The sequence below is a fragment of the Kineobactrum sediminis genome, from assembly GCF_002868715.1.
Lineage (GTDB): Bacteria > Pseudomonadota > Gammaproteobacteria > Pseudomonadales > Halieaceae > Kineobactrum > Kineobactrum sediminis.
This window is the reverse complement of sequence record NZ_PKLZ01000001.1, coordinates 767,149-789,776: the sequence shown is the minus strand read 5'-3', so window position 1 is coordinate 789,776 and position 22,628 is coordinate 767,149. Positions and strand designations below refer to the sequence as shown.

The window sequence follows — 22,628 nt, the reverse complement described above, 5'->3', positions numbered from 1 at the left end:
GGGTTGTGTATCTGCACTCAGAGCGCTTTGTGGCGGATATGGTCAAGGCGTTACAGTTGAACGCGATTAGCGATTTCAAGCGATACTACCGGTCGGTGGATGCATTATTAATCGACGATATTCAGTTTTTCGCTAAAAAAGAACGCTCGCAGGAAGAGTTTTTTCACACATTTAATGCGCTGCTTGAGGGCGGCCAGCAAATGATCCTTACCTGTGATCGCTATCCCAAGGAAATCGATGGGCTGGAGGAACGTCTCAAGTCGCGCTTTGGGTGGGGTCTTACCGTGGCAGTAGAGCCTCCCGAGCTGGAAACACGGGTGGCGATACTCATGAACAAGGCTAATCAGGCGCGTATTGACCTGCCGCCGGATGCTGCATTTTTTATCGCACAGAAAATCCGCTCTAATGTTCGTGAGCTCGAAGGTGCGCTGAAGAGAGTGATAGCGAGCGCTCACTTCACTGGTAGATCAGTGGATGTTGATCTAATCAAGGAGAGCCTCAAGGATCTGTTGGCCCTGCAGGATAAACAGGTCAGCCTGGATAACATCCAGCGCACAGTCGCCGAGTACTATAAAATAAAGGTCGCCGATCTCATGTCCCGGCGACGTAGTCGTTCCGTCGCCAGGCCCAGACAAGTGGCTATGGCTTTGGCCAAGGAGCTGACCAACCACAGTTTGCCTGAAATTGGAGACAGCTTCGGGGGTAGAGATCACACGACAGTTCTTCACGCATGCCGTAAAATAAAAGAACTTCGGGAAATCAATGCTGATATTCGCGAGGATTACAAAAACCTGCTGCGGTCGTTGACGACGTAAGGCCTTTAGGGAAGGAACCTGTATTTATGAAGTTTTCGATTTCGCGGGATGCGCTGCTGAGACCGCTTAACCTGGTTGCGGGAGTTGTTGAGCGCCGTCAAACCCTGCCTATCCTGTCCAATGTCCTGCTGGTACTCGATAACGGGCTGCTCTCTCTTACGGGTACAGACCTCGAGGTTGAGCTTGTGGGCAGGGTGAACCTGGAAGCGCCAGGTGTTGGGGGCGAGGTTACAGTGCCTGCGCGCAAGCTGGTTGATATTTGTAAATCCCTTCCCGAGGGTAGCAGTATCGAATTTACCGCAGAAGACAGTAAGGTCACCGTCCGTTCAGGGCGCAGTCGCTTTACATTGTCTACTCTGCCGGCTGGCGACTTCCCGAGTGTCGACGAAAGCGTAGGTACCCATCAATTGGTGGTCAGGCAAGGGGAACTGCGGCGCCTGGTAGAGCGTACCGGATTTGCAATGGCACAACAGGATGTGCGGTATTATCTCAATGGCATGTTGCTTGAACTGAAGGATGGCCGGTTGAGGGTGGTGGCTACCGATGGACATCGCCTTGCGATGTGCACGTTAGCCTCCGTGGTGGAAGGTGTTGAGGATACTCAGGTGATCCTTCCGCGCAAGGGTGTCCTTGAGCTGGCCCGACTGCTGCTTGATGAGGATGAGCAGATCACCGTTGTGCTTGGAACCAATCACCTGCAGGCGACGACCGCCGAGTTCAAGTTTACCTCCAAGCTTGTGGACGGGAAATTTCCGGATTATGAGCGCGTACTCCCGCGGTCACCAGACAAGATAGTGACAGGATCGCGTCTCGAATTGAGGCAGGCCTTCACCCGCACCGCTATTCTGTCCAATGAAAAGTATCGGGGGGTTCGATTGAAGCTGGCCTCCGATGTAATGGAGATTGTGGCCAATAACCCTGAACAGGAACAGGCTGAAGAGCAAGTGCCCGTCAATTACCAGGGAGACGGTGTCGAGATAGGGTTCAATGTCAGCTATTTGCTGGATGTGCTGGGAGTTCTGAGTGGTGAGAATGTGAAATTCTCTCTGTCCGATGCCAATAGCAGTGCGCTGCTCGAGGAATCGGAGGATGGCGATTCATTATACGTCGTGATGCCGATGCGACTGTGATTCAGCGAGTAATCGGCGGTGTGGTCGTATTCGACCGCGCTGCCTTGCCCCTTCCCTCCTCCCCCGCTCCAATTTTACAAAAGTAGTTTACCCGCGTGGCTATCTCCCAGCTCCAGATCCATAACATCAGGAATCTCCGACAGGTTTCGCTTCACCAGTTTTCCAACATCAACATCTTCTTCGGCGCCAACGGTAGTGGTAAGACCAGCATTCTGGAAGCCATACACCTGCTGGGGATGGCCCGTAGTTTCCGCAGCGGCAATACGCGCACGTTGGTGACCCATGGTGAAACCCAATGCACGGTGTATGGGGTATCCACGACAGACAGCAAGCCGGGAGGGATTCCCCTGGCTATTCAGCGGTCCCTGAACGGAGATGTACTGATTAAGGTCGGGGGCCAGGTGGTGCGGACGACGGCAGAATTGGTAGAGTATCTGCCGGTTCAGTTGTTGGACGCGACGAGCTTTGAATTGCTGTCAGGGCCACCCGGTGCGCGGCGACAGTTCCTGAACTGGGGTGTGTTCCACGTGGAACAACGTTTTTTCCCAGTATGGCAGCGATTTCAGCGCTGTATAAAACAGCGCAACAAAGTCCTACGGCATGGTAAACTAGGCGATGCAGAACTGGCGGTGTGGACGCGGGAGCTGGCGCTAGCGGGGGAGGAGATTCACCAATACCGACTGATGTACTTCGAGGCGCTTGCGCCTCTCTTCCGGGAAATCATGCGTGGTTTGGCTCCATCGCTTGCGGGATTGGAGCTCAGATACCGCAGGGGCTGGGACAAATCGTTAGATTATAATGAGGCGCTCAGAGCAAGCAGCCAGGTAGATCGGGAGCAAGGGTATACCCACGCCGGGCCCCAAAGGGCAGACATCAAGGTTAGTATTGATGGCTTTTCAGCGGCTGACACGCTGTCGAGGGGACAGCAGAAGCTCGTGGTCTGCGCTCTGAAGCTGGCTCAGGGGCAGCTGATGACGGAACACCAAAGGCGCTCATGTACCTATTTGGTGGACGATTTGCCTTCGGAACTGGACGCGTTGCACTGTCGCCTGGTTTGCGATGTTTTAGCGGAGATGGGTTCGCAGGTTTTTATTACTTGTGTAGCCAGAGCGGACCTCGCAAACATGTGGCCGGAGGGTGCAAAGACGCAGGTGTTCCACGTGGAACATGGTCAAATCAGTAAAGTGGCTGGATGATTACACTGAGCCAACAAAACAGGATCCCCTGGTGGAGCTAGCGGATTCCCCGAGCAAGAGCCATCTCTGGCTACGAGATGCCTACATTAAAACGTAATGAGAGCAGTTTGATGAGCGATAACGAACAGAACTACGACTCCTCCAGTATCAAGGTACTCAAGGGTCTGGACGCCGTACGGAAACGCCCTGGCATGTACATCGGTGATACAGACGACGGCACCGGTCTTCACCATATGGTTTTCGAGCTGGTAGATAACTCGATAGATGAGGCCCTCGCGGGCCACTGTTCTCGTATAGATATTGCGATTCACCCGGATGAGTCTGTTTCAGTGAGTGACGACGGCCGTGGCGTACCTACCGAAATGCATGAGGAAGGGGTGTCAGCCGCCGAGGTCATCATGACCGTACTCCACGCGGGCGGTAAGTTTGACGACAACTCCTATAAGGTCTCTGGTGGCCTGCACGGTGTCGGCGTATCAGTAGTGAATGCCCTGTCCGAAGAGTTGGTGCTTACCATTCGGCGTGAAGGCAAGCGGTACGAGCAGGTCTATCACCATGGTGTCCCCCAGGCCCCTTTGGCTGTAGTTGGTGATACTGAAACATCGGGTACCTCGGTGCGTTTCCGCCCTTCTCCCGAAACCTTTTCCAATATCGAATTTCATTTTGATCAGCTGGCCAAACGGCTGCGGGAGCTGGCATTCCTCAATTCTGGTGTTCGTATCGTGCTCAAGGACGAACGATCCGGGCGGGAAGAAACCTACCAATACGATGGGGGCCTGAGGGCATTTGTCGACTACCTGAATCACAACAAGACCACGGTAAACAAACCTTTCCATTTTGAACTGAGCACTGATGACGGTATTACAGTAGAAATTGCCTTGCAGTGGAACGATACCTTTTCTGAAAATATCTACTGCTACACCAACAATATTCCCCAGCGCGATGGCGGCACTCATATGGCCGGTTTTCGTGCGGCACTCACACGCAGCCTGAACAGTTATATTGAGCGTGAAGGGATGGCAAAGAAAGCCAAGGTCTCCGCGACAGGCGATGACGCACGCGAAGGCCTTACGGGTATTGTGTCGGTGAAAGTCCCGGATCCCAAGTTTTCATCGCAAACCAAGGACAAGCTCGTGTCATCCGAGGTTAAAACTGCGGTTGAACAGGCGATGAACGCCAAATTCAACGAATACCTGCTTGAGAACCCGATTGAGGCCCGGTCGATTGTTGGCAAAATGCTCGATGCGGCACGGGCACGGGAGGCAGCACGCAAAGCGCGTGAGATGACTCGTCGCAAGGGTGCACTGGATATTGCCGGTCTGCCCGGTAAGCTGGCTGATTGTCAGGAGAAAGACCCGGCCCTTTCAGAGCTTTATCTGGTAGAGGGTGATTCAGCGGGGGGCTCGGCCAAACAGGGCCGTAATCGTCGTTTCCAGGCCATCCTGCCTCTCAAGGGTAAAATTCTTAATGTCGAAAAAGCACGCTTTGATAAAATGCTGGCCTCAGTAGAAGTGGGGACGATCGTCACGGCGTTGGGTTGCGGCATCGGCAAGGACGAGTTCAACCCCGATAAACTCCGCTATCACAGCATCATCATCATGACCGATGCGGACGTGGACGGCTCCCACATCAGAACTCTGCTATTGACGTTCTTTTTCCGGCAAATGCGCGAATTGCTCGAACGCGGACACATCTTTATTGCCCAACCACCGCTTTACAAGATTGCGCGTGGCAAGCAAAGCCAATATCTCAAGGACGATGAAGCACTGAACCAGTATCTGACGCAATCTGCGCTGGACGGAGCGGCCATTATTGTAAATCCGGAAGCGCCTCCAATCACCGGCGCTGGTCTGGAAGAACTGGTCACCCGGTTTAGAAAGGTTGCAGCAACGATTGATCGGCTGGCCCGACTGTATGCGCCGCCAGTTTTATGGGAAATGGTTTATGGCGATTCTTTGCTGCTTGAGCAAATGGCCGACGAAGAAACCGTCGCTCGTTTCGCTGAGCATCTAAGTGAGCGCTTACTTACTGTGGCCCCCAAAGGCGCCGCATACAAAGTAACAGTACGTAAAGATAATGAGCGAAAAACGTATTTTCCGGTAGTAACCCTGATGTCCCATGGCGTAGAAACCGAGACCGAATACCGGCACGAATTTTTCTCATCCGGGGAGTACCGAAGCTTGGTAGCGCTGGGAGAAACGCTTAATACGCTGATAGATGAAGATGGATACTTCAAGCGCGGCGACAAGACCCTGCAGACCCGGGACTTTGCAGAAGGCCTGACCTGGTTGATGGCCGAGGCCCGCAAAGGCTACAGTATCCAACGCTATAAAGGCCTGGGCGAGATGAACCCGGACCAGTTATGGGAAACCACCATGGATCCGGAGGTGCGTCGCATGCTCCAGGTTAATATTGAGGATGCCATGGCTGCCGACCTGATATTTACCACCTTGATGGGGGATCATGTTGAGCCCCGCAGGGAGTTTATTGAAGAGAATGCACTCTCTGTCGCCAATCTGGATGTGTAGTGATGTGACACACACATTCTGAGCTCAATTTCTACGGTGTCACAGTGGCCGGCAGCTTTGTAGTGGACGTGAAGCCGCAACGAAAAAGCTGCTGCTGTGATTCGCCTGGTCATTATGTCTTGATACCAACAAACCGTGACCTCACCTCTTTTGATGGCACCATACAGACATCTGTCCTACCAAAAAGCTTATAGCGATTGCGAGCAATCAATCTATAGACAGCGTCTCTGATCGGCCTGGGCACGATCCTAACGACATTAAACAGGAACCATAGCCCTGTCAGATCCCTCGCTATTTCAAGCGCTGCATCAGAAAAGACATAGCACCGGTCATTTTTTATGAGCAACAAGGTATCGAGTCCAACATTTGCAATGTTGAACTGCTCTGTTAGTTCGTACGCCAGGTCGCTTTGTATCGGTGTGAATGCGAAGATTCCATCCGGATCTCTCTTGATGATGAAATTCACTGCGCCATTGCATAAATTACAAACACCATCAAAGATTACGATATGTCGGTTATCCATATTCTTGCGCCTCGAGCTCTCTTATTAAGAGTTATCTTAAGGACCTTAAAGGAAATGATCGAATTGTGTGGTATTGCCATCCGGAAGCGGCCCAGGGCTGACATGCAGCCGCTTGAGCGTTGTCACATTTCTCCGCAACGCGGGCTGGAGGGTGACTTCCGTGGCAAGCCGGGCAAGCGCCAGTTGACCCTGTTAAGCCTGCAGAGCTGGCAACAGGTTTGTGCAGAGTTGAATCAGGACATCCCCTGGTGGATCCGACGGGCCAACTTGTTGGTAAGCGGGGTCGAATTTGGCGCTCATGATGTGGGCAAAACCCTCTGTTTTGGTGACGTTGTCGTACAGATCACTCGTGAAACGGATCCCTGCAAGCGTATGGACGAGGCCGTTTCCGGCCTGCGTACCGCCCTGGAACCGTCCTGGCGTGGCGGCGTCTGCTGTCGTGTCATTACCGGCGGTGATGCTGTTATCGGGCAGCGGATTGAATGGCTTACCAGATAGTAATAGCAGCGAATGCCAGTACCAGTGCAGCCGTGACGACAGTCGGTACCAATACCTTGTTGCCCAGCCCGGGCCCGGCAATCCAGCGACAATAGACACCTTTCATAATAGTGTTGGTGGCCGCCGCCAGGCTGATACTCATGACGGCAACATCGGTGCCGAGTGAATCCTGGGCGCGTGGCGCCAGCGAGAGCACGATTGCATCCACATCTGTAGTACCCGTCAGGACTGCAAGCACGTACAGGCCCGCCTCGCCATACCACTGTTGTAATGCTTCAGAGGCCACCATCACTATCGCCAGCAGTAGGCCAAATTGCAGCGCCGTCAACAACTGCAACGGATTCTTGATTGCCGGGCTCTCGCTTTCCCTACTTCCCCGGACCCGGAACATGCGCCATAGCGCAATCCCCAGCAACGCCAGGAATCCTGCAGCTATGGCCGGTATGGTAGCCGGCAGCAAGTCCCTGTTGATTACGAAAACGACCACGGCGATGCGTGCATACATAGTGCTACAGGCGAGGAGGATGCCGCTGCTGATCATTGTGGTAGCCCCCGGTAGCTGATCGCGATGCAGCCGCGACAGGCTCACTGTGACCGCGGTGGAGGATGCAAGGCCACCGGCCAGGGACGTCACCAGTACGCCGCGCCCCGGGCCCACTATGCGCATGGCAAAATAACCGAGCATGGACAGCCCTGAAATAAGCACCACCATCCACCACAGCTCCCATGGGTTCAGGCTCCCCCAGGGGCCGAACTCCCGGTTCGGTAACAAGGGCAACAACACCACCGACAGCAGCAAAAACTGTAATGTGCCCAGTAATTCCTGATGGTCCAGAACCTCGAGCCAGTGGTGCAGCTTGCCCTTCAGGTGCAGCAGCAGGGTCAGCACTACGGCGCTGGCCGCGGCGGGCAACGCAAGTCCCAGAACCGGCATGGTACCAAGCCAGAACGTTGCCATGGCGGCTACTGGCGTGGTGATACTGAGGTCCCCATTGCGGCGCGTTTCCAGCACATACCCCACCACCAGCAGGAAGGCCAGAGGCATGAATGCCAGGGCGGAGGCGAGTACTGCCCACTTCGGTGCGAAATGCTGGCCGCTGGCGGCTACCAGCGCTCCCAACAAGGCCATCAGAGCAAAGGTCCGGATTCCCGCTACCCGCTCTCCCTCTGCATAGTTACGTCGATGCCAGCCACGCTCGCTGCCAATCAGCAGGCCAATTGCCAGCGCCAGGCCCAGGTTGGCAAAGTGATTGAGTACCTCACTGTAATCCACACCGGCTCCCTGTTTCCCGTTGGAACATTTGAGTATCGCACAGTGTCCGGAAGTTGCATGGCAACTTCCTGCTGATCGCCCGAAATACGCTTTTCACCTACCGGGTGGGGTCGATATTGGCCACGGTGAACAGCAGGCGGGTTGTCCCCTGCTCGTCAATGACGTCAAAAGCGGGCTCTAATGCCATACCAATGTGAATATCATCGGCATTCATGCCGGTCAGCGAGGTGTTGGCATTAAAACCTTCCTCGAAGGTAACGATGGCGAGATTCTGCAGCGGTAGCTCCGCAAATGCGGGCAGGGTTGCTACCCTTGCGAAGGTGTAACTGTGCAGGGTCGCCCGTCCCGAAACCCGGCGCCATGTCAGGCGCCGGGAGCCGCACTCGGTGCAGTGTCGGCGCGGGTAAAATATCCAGGCGTCGCAATGGTCACACTGCGGTACCTGGATGATCCGTTGTCTGAGTCCATCCCAGAAAGGGCGTGAAATGGCAGTTGGGTCAGGTCTGGGTATCTGCATGAGGTTAATTGCTCCCTGCCAGTATCAATACACCCTGTTCACTCATGACTCCCCCGGTACCCGAGACGAAGGCCGTATCGTGTACCGGCAACTGGCGTCCACCGGCATCCCCCCGAATCTGGGCCACTGCCTCAATGACCTGGGACATGCCCCCGGCAACACCGGCCTGCCCAAAGGAAAGCTGCCCGCCATGCGTATTCAGCGGGAAGTCTCCTTTCCAGGTGAGATCATGCTCTCTGACGAAGTGCATCCCCTGCCCTTTTTCACAAAACCCTGCATCTTCGAGACTCAGTAACACGGTGATGGTGTAACAGTCATAAATCTGGGCCATATGCATATCCGCCGGTTTCAGCCCCGACATGTCAAAGGCCTTCTTTGCCGCCACTGCGATAGGGGTAGTGGTCATGTCGTGTGAATAGGATGGCGACTTGAAGCTCAGGCGCTCACCGCATCCCCTGACCAAAACCGGTCGGTGCCGACAGGATCTGGCTAAACTCTGCGAGCTGACAATAACGGCGGCTCCTCCCGCTACCGGCATCACAATCTCGAGGATGCGCAGGGGATCGGCAACCAGTTTGCTGGCCAAAACCTCATCAACAGTCAGTGACTGCCCAAAAAACAGCGCCTCCGGATTGGCTTGTGCGTTATAACGCTGATCAACGGCGATTTTAGCCATGGCTGTTGTGTCATAGCCGAATTTATAAGCGTATTGTTGCGCGATCATCGCGTAGCCCGTGTTTTGCCCGACATGGCCATAGGGGATGTCGAACTCGGCCTCCGGTGCGCCAAAGGTCGTGCTATGGGCACCATAGGTCATGGCCTTTGCCGCAGCCGCGAGGTCCTCATCCGGACCTGCCGGTGCCATTCTCTGCGGCAGTACACAAAGAACCGACGAGCACAGGCCCAGTTCGATGGCTGCCGCGGCACGCCAGATCATGGCAACAGCACTGGTGCCCCCAAGGTCGACCACCTCGGCGAAATTGACTTTCACCCCCAGGTACTCGGCTACAATGGCTGGTACAAAGGCCGATGCTTCATGAAAATGGGCGCCGTTTATGACCAGGCCGTCAATGTCCCCAAGACTGAGGCCGGCATCAAGGAGGGCCTCCCCTGCCAGGTCAGCCGCCTGTTCAAGATGAAACATCTGCGGGGCAGTCTGGTATTTTTCGGGCTTGTATTGTGCACAGCCGACGATGGCGGCTTCACCGCGTAAACCCATGGGAATTCTCCGATTCGTTGGCAATTGCAGGATTACCCGAACAGTCTACAGAGCCTTCTCCAGCAGGGGGGCCCGAGATGGCCGGGAACAGCCAAAATTGCCGCCCGGGCTATTCGACTGAACCACGTCCCGGGTCCGGCCGGCGCGGTACCCCGGAAAATTGGTTCAACACCCCCTGTGCGACTTGCCAGGGGAGGCGGCCTTCGCGCACTATAACGATGAACTGTTTGCTTACTCGGAGCTCGTCATGGGAGAAGTTGTGAAAGCCTTGCACAAGGTGGTGGATATCGGTCTGCAGGACGCATCGCTGGATATCTGGGACAAGAAATACCGCCTGCAGGACCGCAACAATAATCCGGTGGATCGGGATATCGCCGATACCCTGAAGCGTATTGCCCGTGCCCTGGCAGATGTCGAGGACAGCGAGACCGGCCGCAAACACTGGTATCAGCGCTTTCTGTGGGCTCTGCAGAACGGCGCACTTCCCGCCGGGCGCATTATTTCCAATGCCGGCGCTGCCGCCTACAAACCCGCCACCTCAACGATCAACTGCACGGTCTCGGGTACCATCACCGATTCCATGGACGACATCCTCGGTAAAAACCACGAGGCCGGCATGACGCTCAAGGCGGGTTGCGGCATCGGCTATGAATTTTCGACGCTACGCCCCCGTGGGGCCTACGTGAGTGGCGCCGGAGCCTATACCTCCGGGCCCCTGTCATTCATGGATATTTACGACAAGATGTGCTTCACCGTGTCGTCCGCGGGTGGCCGTCGCGGTGCCCAGATGGCGACCTTTGATATACACCATCCGGACGTGATGGATTTTATTCGCGCCAAGCGGGAGAACGGCCGCCTGCGGCAGTTCAATCTCAGCCTGTTGATCACCGATGAATTTATCGAAGCGGTGAAAAGTGAGGCGGACTGGCCCCTGAGTTTCCCAATGACCGAAAAAGAGGCGCTCAGCTCGGGCCTGGATCTCAACACCGACCCGTCGGTAATCTGGCGACCGTTCCCGGTCACCGCCGGCTATGTGAGTAATTCCCGCGGTGAAGTGGCTTGCCTTGTTTACAAGACCCTGCCGGCGCGTCGGCTCTGGGACATGATCATGGCGGCCACCTACGACTTCGCCGAGCCCGGCTTTATTCTGATTGATCGGGTTAACCAGATGAACAACAACTGGTGGCTGGAAAATATCCGCGCTACCAATCCTTGCGGCGAACAACCCCTTCCCCCCTATGGCAGCTGCCTGTTGGGTTCCATCAATCTTACCCGGCTGGTACTGGACCCGTTTACCGAAAAGGCCCGCTTTGACTGGGATCGCTATCGTGAAGTGGTAGCGGTGTTCACCCGCATGCTGGATAACGTGGTTGATATAAACGGGCTGCCACTGGAGCAGCAGCAGCATGAAATCACCTACAAGCGCCGCCATGGCATGGGGTTTCTGGGCCTTGGTTCCACCATCACCATGTTGCGAATGTGCTACGGTGACGACGCCTCTCTCGAGTTCACCGAACAGGTGGCCCGGGAAATGGCCCTGGTTGGCTGGCAACAGGGTATTGAGCTGGCTGCCGAAAAGGGTCCCGCGCCCATTATGGAGGACCTGTTTGAGGTGACACCCGAAATGCTGGCCACGCGGCCGGATATGGTTCGCGACGGTATCGCGGTTGGTGACCAGGTGCCCGGCAAGGTGTTACTGGCCCGCTACAGCCATTACATGCAGCGAGTAGCGGAGGTTGCACCCGAGCTGGTGGAACAGCTCGCGAGCAAAGGTGCGCGCTTTACCCATCACTCCTCTATTGCCCCGACCGGTACAATCTCCCTCTCGCTTGCGAATAATGCAAGTAACGGCATCGAACCCAGTTTTGCTCACCACTATGCGCGCAACGTGATCCGTGAGGGACGCAAGACCAAAGAAAAAATTGATGTGTATTCTTTTGAACTGCTGGCCTATCGGAGCCTGGTGAATCCTGCCGCCATGCCTTTCAGCGATAAGCCAGGGGAACAGTTGCCGGATTATTTTATTGTTGCCGATAGTGTCACCCCGAAACAGCACGTGGATATTCAGGCCGCGGCGCAAAAATGGGTGGATTCGTCCATTTCCAAAACGGCCAATGTGCCTACGGATTACCCGTTCGAGGATTTCAAGGATATTTACCTGTACGCCCATGCCACCGGCCTCAAGGGTTGCACTACCTTTCGCTTTAATCCCGAGGCCTTCCAGGGAGTGCTGGTCAAGGAACAGGACCTGGCCGATACCACCTATCAGTTCACCCTGGAAGATGGCTCCAGGATAGAGCTGAAGGGTAACGAAGAGGTTGAGTACGATGGCGAAATGCATACCGCCGCGAATCTTTTTGACGCATTGAAAGAAGGCTACTACGGCAAATTTTGAGCCAGGAGACGGTAATGACAGTGAAAATTGGCAGCAGGATTGTCGACTATAAGGTTGTGCGTAAAGAAGACACGGCGGCGGATGCGGCCCCGGTCAGCGATGTGGTGCACATGCATGAATCCTTTCAGCGTCCCGAGCGACTCATGGGGTCCACTTACAAGGTAAAGACGCCGATGTCGGAGCATGCACTCTATATCACCGTCAACGATGTGATCCTCAACGAGGGCACCGAGCACGAGGTACGTCGCCCCTTTGAGGTCTTTATCGCATCGAAGAACATGGAACATTTCCAGTGGGTGGTTGCGCTCACACGCCTTATTTCGGCAGTATTTCGCAAAGGGGGCGACGCCACTTTCCTGGTTGAGGAGCTCAAGGCGGTGTTTGACCCTCGCGGTGGCTACTTCAAGAAGGGAGGGGTATTCATGCCCTCCATTGTCGCTGAAATTGGTCACGCCATTGAAGATCACATGAAACACATTGGTCTTATCGGCAACAGGCTCGATGATCACCAGCGACAATACGTCGAGGACAAGCGTCGCGAGTTGATGGCAGCGGCCAATAACGACGCCGGCGCGGAAGAAGAGAGCCCGTTGTTTCCTCCAGGGGCTGTCTTGTGCCTCAAGTGCAACACGCGGGCCTCGGTGATGCTTGACGGCTGCATGACCTGTCTCAACTGCGCCGATTCCAAGTGCGGCTAGTCACTTGCCTTTAGCCGCCGCTGACACCCTGAGCGGTTATGTGCTCGATAATATGGAGGGCGCCGTCGACCAGGCCGGTTTTCTTGCCACGACGGACACCCCCGTCGCTATTGTGGGGGCCCGGGGAACAGGGAAAATGTATATTGCCCGGGTTTTGCACGCGAAAACGGGAGCGTCACCCGAGGCACTGGAGGTGGTGGATTGTCGCGAGTTCCGCAATCGCGACGAGGCTAACCGGCGCATTCGCGAGGCTCTGCTGTCGGGCGCGGGCAAGACGCTGGTCTTCAAGTCGCCCCATGTGATGAATATAGAATCCCAGCTAAAGCTCGCGCGGCAAATCGCTACCAGGCGGCTGGCAGACACCGAGACACCCACCTACCTTCCGGCTGTCAGGCTCATAGCGCTGTTCCCCGACAACCTGCAGCGGTTGCTGCTGCAAGGGTCCCTGCATGAGCGCCTGGCGAGCGTATTCGCCGGCTACCCGATCCAGGTGCCGCCGATTCGCCAGCGCAAGCGCGCGATACTGCGCTGGGCCTATAAAATCCTGGGCCAGGAGCAGGAACATGTAACCGGTAAAAAGCATATCAGGGGTTTTACTCCCGAGGCCGAACAGGTCATGCGAGAGCACACCTGGCACGGTAATATCAGCGAGATTCGCAGCCGCATAGTGCACGCGCTTGAGCATAAACAGGACGGCGAATGGCTAACGCCGGTTGACCTGAAGCTGTTTAGAGGTGAGCAGACAATAATCACAACCATGGCGCTGCCGTTACAGGACATGGATGCTTACGCGGCAAGACACGAAAGTTACAGCCCGAACGCCTGGGAAGAACTCGATGTTATCCTGGGAGACCGCGTAAATCGTGTATTACAAGAGGCAACGCCATTACCGTTGGGCACCTGGCTGGCAGATGAAGTGGTACTGGCGGCCCTGGCCCGTTACAGCGGTGACCAGGGGCGCGCCGCCACCTTCCTGCAAACCAGCAGGCGTAACCTCAGCCGCTGGTTGCCGGGCATAAGGCAGCGCAGCAGTGCCCGGGCTTCCTCTTCCCTGTGGCTGGAGCCCGCGCGTCTGATCGGCGACTGGGTGCGTGGCCTGGGCATCGCCGGGGTCGCTCCCCTGGCACAGGCCGAAATGCTTCTGCTGGGCCACCTCGAAGCCCGTCGTCAGGACACGACGATTAATTTTCGTGGCCAGCTGTTGGGTGTGTCGAAACCTACTTATGTTAAAAAGGTGCGGGATCTTGAAGCCACCGCGTAAGGATCTAACCACCCTGGCAGCCAGCTATCGGGCCTGTGCAGCGGAAACAGCGCCGCCACCATTGGGTTTTTCAGCGCGCCTGAACCTGCTTTGGGACCTGGCAGGTGCCGCACCTTCCCTGATCGAGGGTCGTGTCCTGAGTGTGCTCGCCATCAATCCCGAATGGCGGGAAGCCGATGTGCGCCGCTGGTTGCAGCAGGATGTATTGCCGCCGCGGCAGGATCTGCGCAATATGGTCGCTTTTCTGGTGGCAGAGCTGGGGCCGGAGCACGATACCGTGCGCTGGGAAGCCTTTCTGGTCTATGGCGCACCTATCGTGCCCTCCCCTGTGGAGCACCTCCTTTATCAACAGGACTCGGGCCGGCGCCTGATTGCGGCGAGGATATTTGCCCGGATCACCGAGCAGTATGGGATTCAACCGTCAAGCTATGATGCCGATATAGTATTCCAGCGCTGCCTGAAACTGATGCACCAGTTTAATATCTATGAGTGGCAGGATTTCCAGGCCGGACATATGGACCCTTTCAGGAACGTGTTGTTTCCAGCGGAGGACTGACAACCGGGAAGCCCGCTGCTGAATGTGTACGAAAACGAAGATATTACTTGCAGACCATGCCCTGCTTTTAAAATACTGGGCAACCTTATTTCACGAGGAAGAAGATGACGGAACAAGCGGAAGACCAGGATATAGCCGGTGTCAGGGTTGCGATAGTGGATGACGCCAAGACGATTCGCATGATGATGTCCCACACATTGAAAAAAATGGGCTGCGAAGTGGAGTCGGCTGAAGATGGCTACCGGGCATTGGGTCTGTTCAGGCGCTTCAGGCCCGAGATAATTTTTCTGGATATCAGTATGCCCGGGCTCGATGGCTACCAGACCTGCAGCCTTATCCGGCACTCGGAAGAAACCCGCGATATTCCGGTTATCCTGTTGTCTTCCTCCGATGGTATTTTCGATATCGCCCGGGGCCAGGCACGTGGCGCTACGGCACATGTCAGCAAAATTCCGCCCGACGCAGTTCTGCGCCAGCTTATTCATGAACATACCCGCACTTCCGGCGTGGCCGCATAAGGCATGACAGTCGCCTTTGTCGCCCTGACGGATCTTCAGCAGAAGTTTGCCCTGGAGTCTGTAGAGCTTCCCGTGCCATTGCCGGCAGTTGACCTCTGGCAGGGGGTATTGCTTGGTATCGCGGATGTTCCGTTGCTGGTCGCAACCGCAGACATTGATGCGATTGTGGCGACCCCCCCTGTTGTGCGAATCCCGGGTACCAAAACCTGGGTGCTTGGCATGGCCACCCACCAGGGTGGGTTGCTGCCGGTTATCTGTAGCGATAGCCTGTTTTACCAACGGCCCCATACCGGCCGCAAGCGTGAGTACTGTATGGTTGTCAAACGCCCGGGCTTTCATTTTGCGCTTACTCTGAGCACACTGGAGCGAAATATCAGCCTGCCCCTGGCGCAACGGGACATGCAACATCCGGTGGTGGAAAGTTTCGCTCCTTACTGTGCCGGCGGCTTTATCCGGGAGGACCAATTCCTGCCGATCCTGGATATCAACAAGCTACTTGCCGACCGCGCCCTGTCGGATACGGCAGCTAATTCTGAATTCCCAGTTGAGGATCCACTGCAATGAGCCAAAAATCCATTTTCGGTGCCGTACCGCCAGGGCTCGCTGCCGTAACGGTGGGCATTTTGCTGTGCCTGGCGGGAATGTTTTATGCGCTGGGTTTAATGCCTGCCGGCAGCGGCGCGGCGAGTGAGTGGGCCGCCTTGCGTGCGACAATAATGGGCGCAGCAGGAGTTTTGCTGGTGTCGGCGGTTATTGCGCTGGCCCTGCTCTGGCGAACATTTCGGGAAGGCAACCAGCCCACTGCCGCGGAAGGTGTCAACAGCGCCCTGCGCAAAATTGCCGAGGGCGACCTGACCACAACCGCCAGTGGAGACTCGCCTACTACCGCAGCGATTGCGGAGCAGTTGAATAACGCCACCGCCCGGCAGCGTGAATTGATACACAATATTCGCGCGCCGTTTGAAACGATCGCCACTGAAATCCACAAGCTGGGACGAGCCAGTGCCGGCCAGTCCCAGACCAGCGCGGAGCTGGCGCGACAGCTGCACGATGCGGCCGCAGCCCTTGCCCGCAGCCTGCAGGGCGCCGAGGACATTAAAAGCGCCAGCGGCGATGTGGTCACTACCAGTAACGATTACCGGCAGCGGGTGGCACGAAGTCACACATTATCGCGGGACATGTCCCGGGCTGCGGTCGAGGTGCGCGAGTCGGTACAGGCCACTTCCAAGTCTGCCAAGCGGCAGGGCGAGCTCATCCAGTCGGTCAGTACGGCTGCCGAGTACATCCAGTCACTGAATACCAAGATCTCGGTAGTCGCTATCAATACGCGCATTGAAGCCGAGCGGGCGGGCGAGTACGGCAGGCCTTTCCTGGGCATCGCGGAAGCGATTGCCGACCTGCTGCGTGAGGCCGAGGAGGAAGGACGCAAGATAACGGCAGAGGTGCGCATGCTGCAGGGCCTGTCAGCAGAGAACCTGCACAGCATGGAAAATACCGTTGGCGCAGTGGTGACGATTCTGGAATTTGTCGAGCGTATTGACGGTGCCCTTGAAGACATTAACCGGGGCGCCGGGGAGACGGCACGGATTATTACATCGCTGGCCGAACGGTCAGGGCAATCTACCGCCAGTGCGCTCGAGCTGGAGAGCTTGCTGGACCACATTCGCGAGCAGAATCTCAGTCTTGGCCAGAATAGTGAGCTCGCTCAAAAGAGCGTTGGGGTTCTACAGCAAACCGTTGCCGGCTTTGCCCGCAATCTGGGCCGTTTCAAAATAGATGACACCGGGTCGGGTGGCTACGTGGAGTCATTTGCGCAAGAGTCCGCGGTGGCCGCCGATGTCCCTGAAACGGCAGTCGCCACAAGAGATGTTAGCGCTGCCCGCAGTCGGGCTGCGCTTTAGATGTGCGAGTACGAACGGGGGGACGGGTAAGTGGCTGGCAAGATAGATATGGTGGCGCTGGATTCAGTGCTGGCTCCGCTGGCTGAACGAATTGAGCAGGCGGAGGCTGCACTGATTGAATACAGTCGTCACCCGGACCATAAGCAACAACTGGTGCTGTGTCTCTGGGCCGTACATCATATCACCGCCGCCGTGCAGCCATTGCGGCTTTACAAGGCGGAACTGCTGTCGCTGGAAATGGAACGGGGGTTGCACCGCCTGTACCACGATAAAGTAGTAGCAGAACGTCGCAACCTTACTCTTGGCGGGCTGATGCGAGCCATCAAGGTATTCCCCGCCTATCTCGACCATGTGCAGCGGGTGCGGGTGGATACCGGCCAGGGCCTGGAACCGTGCGTTAACGATCTGCGGCGCTGGGAGGGGGTGCCTCCGCGCCCGAAAGCACTGTTTTTCCATATGGACATTGCCGAAGGCTGCGGCATCAGCGCCACTGCGACGCCTGAGGCGGACGAAACCATCAGGCGCAGTGCCAACGTGTTGCTGGCGCCCTATTTGCAGGGTGCCAAATCGGCACTTGTCCGCGACCAGGGTGTTACCAGCGTCCGCACGGTAGCGCGCATCGCACACAAGATGAATACCCTGTTTGCCGGTACTGTCCAGGAACCTTTCTGGCTTAATCTCACCGGGTTGTGTGAGGGCCTGGCCGGGGGGTTTATCGTGCCCGATGAATGTATTGCCCAGATATTCAAGGCCGGCGCCTTCATGATCAAGCATGCCCGCGAACACGGTAGCCAACCTGATCCACGGATGCACTACGACGAATATTTGCAGCAGATGCTCTATTACATGGCGTCGTGCGAGACCAGGCCATTGTATATCGGCCATATCTGGCAGGTATTTGGCATCGATGGTAATACAGGCAAAGATTCACAGCGCGGCCTTATCCATTCCGATGTATTGGTCGCAGTGCTTGATAGTGCATTGGTATTGCTGAATCAACTTGTCGCTCACCTGGAGTCCAATGACCTCAAGGCGGTGGCGGCCGGCGACCTTCCGCCGGTATCCGGGGCGCTGGAGATAATAGATGATCTGTGTCTCCGGCTTGTCGCTGTCGAAGAGATTGCGCATGCGGATACGATGCGAGGGGTGCGCGATCTGCTGCGCCAGCTTTACGATGGCCGCTTCACCGCAGATAGCGGGCACCGTTCCCAGGTAATCGGGTGGGTGGTAAGCAGTATCGTTGAGGTTCAGCTGGCGGTTGAACTGCGTCTGCGACATGGTGGCTTCGTGCCTTTCGGTGTTGAAGAGCTGGAGCGCCGCAAAGCACTTACAGCCGCCACTTTTACGCAGATGGCGCAAATGCAGGAGCAACTGCAGGGCGTCCTGCAACGGCAGAAACTGGATGCTGTGCTCTCTGGTTTGCCGCTCGGCGCCGGTGACATGCAGCACCTTGCCGTGGCCCTGAATCCTTATCTGGCCAGGCTTGACCAGGGCCATGAAGAATTGCGCGGCATGGTGGCCGAGGCCGGTGCAGGTACTGCAGATGCGACCGTATTCTCTAACCTGGCCAGGGATTTTTCATTGCAGCTGGAGGATATACCAGAGCGTGAAACCGTCGCCCAGTGCGTGGCGATACTGGCGGCCGTAAACGAGGCCCTGGATTTTGCCGGAATGTGCCGTGAAGCTGCGGTAATCGATAGTGGCCGGAAATGGCTGGAGGTCACGCAGCCGATAGATCATATGCGCCACCAGGAGCCGCTGGGTCGTCTTGCCGACGCGTTTGCCTGTCTTGAGATTCATCTGGAGCGCTCCCTGCTCGACCCGCTGGAAAATAATGACCATTTCATCAATCTGGCCGAGCAGCACTCCGGACGGCTGGTCGATTTTATACCGGTACAGGGGGAGGCTCAGCAAGAGCTCCCGCCGGAAACCGTCCCTGAAACTGTGGTGTCGGCAGAGGATGAAACGATCTCCGAAGTGTTCAGGGAGGTTTTTCTCGAGGAGTCGCGGGATATTATCGACCGCCTCCAGCAGGTCTTGCCGCAGTGGGAGCGCAGCCCTGAAACGGCAGACCTGCTGGAAGAGATACGGCGTCACTTCCATACCTTCAAGGGTAATGGTCGTGCGGTAGGCCTGAATAGTCTCGCCGAGTTTGGTCGCGTAGTGCAGGACATGCTTGACCGGGTGATAGACCGCGCCGGGACCATGGATGAGCGCCTGCCGACACTATTGCGCGATGTGGTGGCGGCGTTGCCGCAGCTGGTGGCAACCTGTGGTGGTGCCGGGCATTACGATGCCCAGGCAGTGCGGACTTTGAGTCGTCGCTGTGAGGCCATTCACCAGTATGGAGACGTTGGCTCCAGTGCAGGTGGCAACAACAGCAACGCCGGATGGCAATAATCGCCAAAGGCGAATGGAGAGGTCAGGGTGGAGACGAAGCCAGACGCAATGAGTACCGAAGAGTGGGCGCAGGACCTTATCGAAAAATGGGGCGAACACGCGTTCCACTGGTTACTGGAACAGGACCCCGAGGAACCCGAAGAGAAGTTGTTCACAGTAGCCAGGGACGGCCTGGAGCACAGCGGCGGACTCAGCGAGGCGGAGGCACGCCTTGCCAACAGGCATATGCTTGGAGGTGTGGTCAGCGATGATCTGGCGGACTTCATAGAAGAAGAAATCGTACTCACCTCGGTCGGCGATGGCAGTGACATCTATGCCGATAACAGTCGGCGACAGGATACCCCGGTAGTGGACCCATCTCGCCATAACTTTATTGCAGTGCAACATAACCGCGGCCATCCACAGCAGGCACTGCCGGGCAGTTTCGGCCATCTCGAGGGGGTCGACATTCTTGGTCTGGGTGCGCCCGTGCAGCCTTCGGCGCCTTCGCCAGAACCTGAGACAGAACCTGAGACCATACCCGAGACCAAGCCCGTCACACCCGCTGAAATTGAAATACCAGAGACTGATATAGCCGATACAGAGGCCCCGGCGGATCTGCCGGAGCCATCCGAGCCGGATTACCAGGCCGATACGCTGCCATCAATGGCATTTCATATTCCACAACCGGAAACGACAGAAGCCGCACCACAGGAAGTCAGCACACTTTCTGAGCCAGAGCCAGAGCCAGAGCCAGAGCCAGAGCCAGAGCCAGAGCCAGAGCCAGAGCCAGAGCCAGAGCCAGAGGCAGAGTCGGTTGAGGCCGACGGTAGTGACGAATGGTCCTGGTGTGTGCCGCGGGATATCACTTTCAATTTCAGCACGCGCAGTAGCGCCGAGCTGTTCCCGGATTTTCTGGACGCCTTTATCGAAGAGGCGGGTATGGAGCTGGAAAAACTGGAGGATGCAATCGGTGGCTGGGAGCGTGAGGCCGATTCGGAGAAGTTACCCCAGGCCGTTCTGCGTATCCTGCACACCCTCAAGGGCATCGCCAAGGGTGTGGGACTGCAGCGTTACGGCACCTTTATCCACAATTTCGAAACCCTGCTCGGGGGTTTGCCGTCGCCCCGGGACGCCGCGGCCGAGGAGTTTTTTCGTATCGTAAACGCATGGCTGGATACGGCGGTTCGCGGTTACGACCATATCCAGGCCCAGCGCGCCGATGTCGCCAGTGAATTGCCCCGCCAAAAGGACAGCCCGGCTCCGGCTGCCGCCGCCACGGGCTCGGCAACCGGTAGGGCTGTGGAAGGCGTATTTCCGCAGTTACAGCCCCTCACCGAGGGCGATCGGCAACAGGACAAACAGATAGCCGATGCCGGGGCCCAGGCTCTGGGTGCGCAACAGAGCATTCGCATCAGCGCCGACGCCCTGGACTATTTGCTGAATTTGGCAAACGAAGTGCAGAAACTGGGCGTCCGCGCCTCCCAGAGCACCATGAACAGCAAGCGTGCGGCCGGCGAGTTACTGGGTCGGCTGGGCAGCTTGCGTACCCACATCGCGCGTATATCCGACCGGGCGCTGCTCAGTGTTACCTCCCAGGGGGGACGTCCCGAAAACAATCTTGACGCACTGGAGATGGACCAATATACAGATATTCACGAGGCCGCGAGTATTCTGCGGGAAGCGGTTGATGACCTTGACGAGCTGGCGCGGCTTTCCAGCCGTCACACCTCCGCTGCGGAAGCGCTGCTCAAACAACAGGCTGCAGTAGTATCCAGTCTGGGCACTTCCATTCGTACCTCAAGAGTTGTTCCCGTATCCAGGCTGATGCCCGGCTTGCGGCGAATTGTGCGTACGGTCAGCGGTGAGCTTGGCAAAGCGGTCACCTTCCGGGTGCTGAGCGAGGCCGGCAAACTGGATCGTGACAGCCACGCCTGTTGCCAGATTATTCTTGAACACATGGTTCGCAACGCGCTGGATCACGGCCTTGAGCTTCCGACTGAGCGGGTCGCTGTAGGTAAGCCGGACACGGGTGTGATCACCATAGAGGTACGCAAACAGGGCTCTGACTACCTGGTTATCCTGAGCGACGACGGTCGTGGCATTGACCCCGAAAGGATGAGGGAACAGGCGCGCCGCAAAGGTCTGGATGTCGTTCCGGAAAACCTGAGCGACCGGGATGCGCAGCGCCTGATTTTCCATCGAGGGTTTTCCACGTCAGCCGCCATCAGCGAGATTTCGGGTCGCGGGGTCGGTATGGACATCGTAATGGGAGAACTGCAGCGTATTGGCGGTGACATTGAAATCGACTCTCAGGTTGGCCGGGGCACGACTTTCCGTATTCGTATTCCCTCCAACATCAGTGTTAACGGTGCCCTGCTGGTAGCAGCTGGCGAGACTTCCTACGCAATCCCCTTTGACGGCCTGATTGGGGTCGAGCACGTAGCGGTCAAGGATTTCTACCAGGCTGTCGAACAGCAAACCCTGTTACCCCTGCTGGGCAGGACCTGTGTGCCCTCCTATCTTGCTACCTTGTGCTCCGGTACTCCCATTCCCGACCATTCCGTATGGGGCGCCACGATGCCGGTCATTGTTGCGGGATCGGGCGGGCGCCATATGGCGATCGCCGTTGACCAGGTAGAGCAGGCGCTGGAACTCGTTATACGGTCCCTGGGTAGCCAGTTTGCCGCTGTGCCCTGGGTTGCCGGCGGCACCACCAGTGCCGACGGGCGGGCAATTGTCGCCCTGAACCTCAATATCCTGGTGGCCAACCAGCCGACAAGCAGCTTGCCATCGCTTACCCTGGAGCCGGCGCAGGATGCGGAGCTTATGGTGATGGTGGTTGATGATTCGCGAACCCAGCGGATGGTGGCAACCACCCAGTTACACTCATTGGGCGTCACTACAGTAACCGCTGAAAACGGCGAGGTGGCGATGGACCTGCTGGGAACCCTGCCTCGGCTACCGGATATTATCCTGCTGGATATTGAAATGCCGCTCAAGGATGGTATCCAGACCCTTCGTGAAATCCGCCGTTCAGAGCGTCTGCAGCATATCCCCGTCATCATGATTACTTCCCGCACGGGCCATAAACACAGGGAACTGGCTGCGCAGGAAGGCTGCAGCGGCTACATGGGCAAACCTTTTAATTTCCCGCTCCTGGTGGAGCAGATAGCAGAGCTCACCGGCCGCCCCCTGCAGGCATCGTGAACCAGGGTGAA

General features: G+C 56.8%; 18 protein-coding genes. 14 read left to right on the top strand and 4 right to left on the bottom strand.

The window, feature by feature from the left end; translation table 11 throughout:
• The 4 genes from dnaA to gyrB all read left to right on the top strand — a co-directional run.
• On the top strand, positions 1-815 hold an 815-nt coding region (dnaA, locus tag CWI75_RS03530), incomplete at its 5' end, for a chromosomal replication initiator protein DnaA (protein ID WP_101520120.1).
• 26 nt (positions 816-841) lie between these two features.
• Entirely contained in the window at positions 842-1,945 is a 1,104-nt protein-coding gene (gene dnaN / locus CWI75_RS03525; RefSeq protein WP_101520054.1) for a DNA polymerase III subunit beta, read from the top strand.
• Between the two features lie 95 nt (positions 1,946-2,040).
• Positions 2,041-3,141, top strand: coding sequence for a DNA replication/repair protein RecF (gene recF / locus CWI75_RS03520; protein WP_101520053.1), 1,101 nt, complete (start codon positions 2,041-2,043; stop codon positions 3,139-3,141).
• 110 nt (positions 3,142-3,251) lie between these two features.
• Positions 3,252-5,669: a DNA topoisomerase (ATP-hydrolyzing) subunit B gene (gene gyrB, locus CWI75_RS03515; protein WP_101520052.1), complete on the top strand. Its 2,418-nt coding sequence runs from the start codon at positions 3,252-3,254 to the stop codon at positions 5,667-5,669.
• Between the two features lie 112 nt (positions 5,670-5,781).
• On the opposite strand, the gene CWI75_RS18895 is transcribed toward gyrB, so the two are convergent.
• Positions 5,782-6,192 carry a thiol-disulfide oxidoreductase DCC family protein gene (locus tag CWI75_RS18895; protein ID WP_101520051.1) on the bottom strand — a complete coding sequence of 137 codons (411 nt, stop codon included), beginning with the start codon at positions 6,190-6,192 and terminating at the stop codon, positions 5,782-5,784.
• A gap of 54 nt (positions 6,193-6,246) precedes the next feature.
• Here CWI75_RS18895 and CWI75_RS03505 point away from each other — a divergent pair, with 54 nt between their 5' ends.
• Positions 6,247-6,690, top strand: a complete 444-nt coding sequence (locus tag CWI75_RS03505) for an MOSC domain-containing protein (RefSeq protein ID WP_206604619.1) — start codon at positions 6,247-6,249, stop codon at positions 6,688-6,690.
• Here CWI75_RS03505 and CWI75_RS03500 read toward each other — a convergent pair.
• The 3 genes from CWI75_RS03500 to CWI75_RS03490 form a co-directional block, all read right to left on the bottom strand.
• Complete coding sequence (locus tag CWI75_RS03500) at positions 6,680-7,963, bottom strand: MgtC/SapB family protein (protein WP_101520050.1); 1,284 nt, start codon at positions 7,961-7,963, stop codon at positions 6,680-6,682. The genes CWI75_RS03505 and CWI75_RS03500 overlap by 11 nt on opposite strands.
• Before the next feature lie 97 nt (positions 7,964-8,060).
• Positions 8,061-8,480, bottom strand: a complete 420-nt coding sequence (locus CWI75_RS03495; protein ID WP_101520049.1) for a Zn-ribbon domain-containing OB-fold protein — start codon at positions 8,478-8,480, stop codon at positions 8,061-8,063.
• A gap of 4 nt (positions 8,481-8,484) precedes the next feature.
• A complete protein-coding gene (locus tag CWI75_RS03490) occupies positions 8,485-9,699 on the bottom strand; it encodes a thiolase family protein (RefSeq protein WP_101520048.1) in 1,215 nt (404 codons plus the stop codon).
• A 247-nt stretch (positions 9,700-9,946) separates the two neighbouring features.
• Between CWI75_RS03490 and CWI75_RS03485 the strand changes: the two genes are divergently transcribed.
• The 9 genes from CWI75_RS03485 to CWI75_RS03445 all read left to right on the top strand — a co-directional run bounded on the left by CWI75_RS03485 (position 9,947) and on the right by CWI75_RS03445 (position 22,617).
• On the top strand, positions 9,947-12,094 hold the full coding sequence (locus CWI75_RS03485) for an adenosylcobalamin-dependent ribonucleoside-diphosphate reductase (protein ID WP_101520118.1): 2,148 nt from the start codon (positions 9,947-9,949) through the stop codon (positions 12,092-12,094).
• A gap of 14 nt (positions 12,095-12,108) precedes the next feature.
• On the top strand, positions 12,109-12,792 hold the full coding sequence (locus CWI75_RS03480) for a TSCPD domain-containing protein (RefSeq protein ID WP_101520047.1): 684 nt from the start codon (positions 12,109-12,111) through the stop codon (positions 12,790-12,792).
• Between the two features lie 4 nt (positions 12,793-12,796).
• Positions 12,797-14,053 carry a sigma 54-interacting transcriptional regulator gene (locus CWI75_RS03475; RefSeq protein WP_146003540.1) on the top strand — a complete coding sequence of 419 codons (1,257 nt, stop codon included), beginning with the start codon at positions 12,797-12,799 and terminating at the stop codon, positions 14,051-14,053.
• Positions 14,037-14,609: a hypothetical protein gene (locus tag CWI75_RS03470; RefSeq protein ID WP_101520045.1), complete on the top strand. Its 573-nt coding sequence runs from the start codon at positions 14,037-14,039 to the stop codon at positions 14,607-14,609. The genes CWI75_RS03475 and CWI75_RS03470 overlap by 17 nt, the downstream gene beginning before the upstream one ends.
• Positions 14,610-14,713: 104 nt before the next feature.
• Positions 14,714-15,127, top strand: coding sequence for a response regulator (locus CWI75_RS03465; RefSeq protein WP_101520044.1), 414 nt, complete (start codon positions 14,714-14,716; stop codon positions 15,125-15,127).
• A gap of 3 nt (positions 15,128-15,130) precedes the next feature.
• Complete coding sequence (locus tag CWI75_RS03460; RefSeq protein ID WP_101520043.1) at positions 15,131-15,691, top strand: chemotaxis protein CheW; 561 nt, start codon at positions 15,131-15,133, stop codon at positions 15,689-15,691.
• Complete coding sequence (locus tag CWI75_RS03455; protein WP_101520042.1) at positions 15,688-17,028, top strand: methyl-accepting chemotaxis protein; 1,341 nt, start codon at positions 15,688-15,690, stop codon at positions 17,026-17,028. Before CWI75_RS03460 ends, CWI75_RS03455 begins: the two co-directional genes overlap by 4 nt.
• Before the next feature lie 30 nt (positions 17,029-17,058).
• Positions 17,059-19,428: an Hpt domain-containing protein gene (locus CWI75_RS03450; protein ID WP_146003539.1), complete on the top strand. Its 2,370-nt coding sequence runs from the start codon at positions 17,059-17,061 to the stop codon at positions 19,426-19,428.
• Between the two features lie 27 nt (positions 19,429-19,455).
• A complete protein-coding gene (locus CWI75_RS03445) occupies positions 19,456-22,617 on the top strand; it encodes a hybrid sensor histidine kinase/response regulator (protein ID WP_175580182.1) in 3,162 nt (1,053 codons plus the stop codon).
• Positions 22,618-22,628: the final 11 nt, after the last annotated feature.

Bases quoted from the DNA above. Each gene is read 5' to 3' on its own strand.
- CWI75_RS03505 (WP_206604619.1), top strand. From the start codon at position 6,247: ATGATCGAATTGTGTGGTATTGCCATCCGGAAGCGGCCCAGGGCTGAC.
- gyrB (WP_101520052.1), top strand. From the start codon at position 3,252: ATGAGCGATAACGAACAGAACTACGACTCCTCCAGTATCAAGGTACTC.
- CWI75_RS03480 (WP_101520047.1), top strand. From the start codon at position 12,109: ATGACAGTGAAAATTGGCAGCAGGATTGTCGACTATAAGGTTGTGCGT.
- CWI75_RS03465 (WP_101520044.1), top strand. From the start codon at position 14,714: ATGACGGAACAAGCGGAAGACCAGGATATAGCCGGTGTCAGGGTTGCG.
- CWI75_RS03460 (WP_101520043.1), top strand. From the start codon at position 15,131: ATGACAGTCGCCTTTGTCGCCCTGACGGATCTTCAGCAGAAGTTTGCC.
- CWI75_RS03495 (WP_101520049.1), bottom strand. From the start codon at position 8,480: ATGCAGATACCCAGACCTGACCCAACTGCCATTTCACGCCCTTTCTGG.
- dnaN (WP_101520054.1), top strand. From the start codon at position 842: ATGAAGTTTTCGATTTCGCGGGATGCGCTGCTGAGACCGCTTAACCTG.
- CWI75_RS03455 (WP_101520042.1), top strand. From the start codon at position 15,688: ATGAGCCAAAAATCCATTTTCGGTGCCGTACCGCCAGGGCTCGCTGCC.
- CWI75_RS03485 (WP_101520118.1), top strand. From the start codon at position 9,947: ATGGGAGAAGTTGTGAAAGCCTTGCACAAGGTGGTGGATATCGGTCTG.
- CWI75_RS03490 (WP_101520048.1), bottom strand. From the start codon at position 9,699: ATGGGTTTACGCGGTGAAGCCGCCATCGTCGGCTGTGCACAATACAAG.
- CWI75_RS18895 (WP_101520051.1), bottom strand. From the start codon at position 6,192: ATGGATAACCGACATATCGTAATCTTTGATGGTGTTTGTAATTTATGC.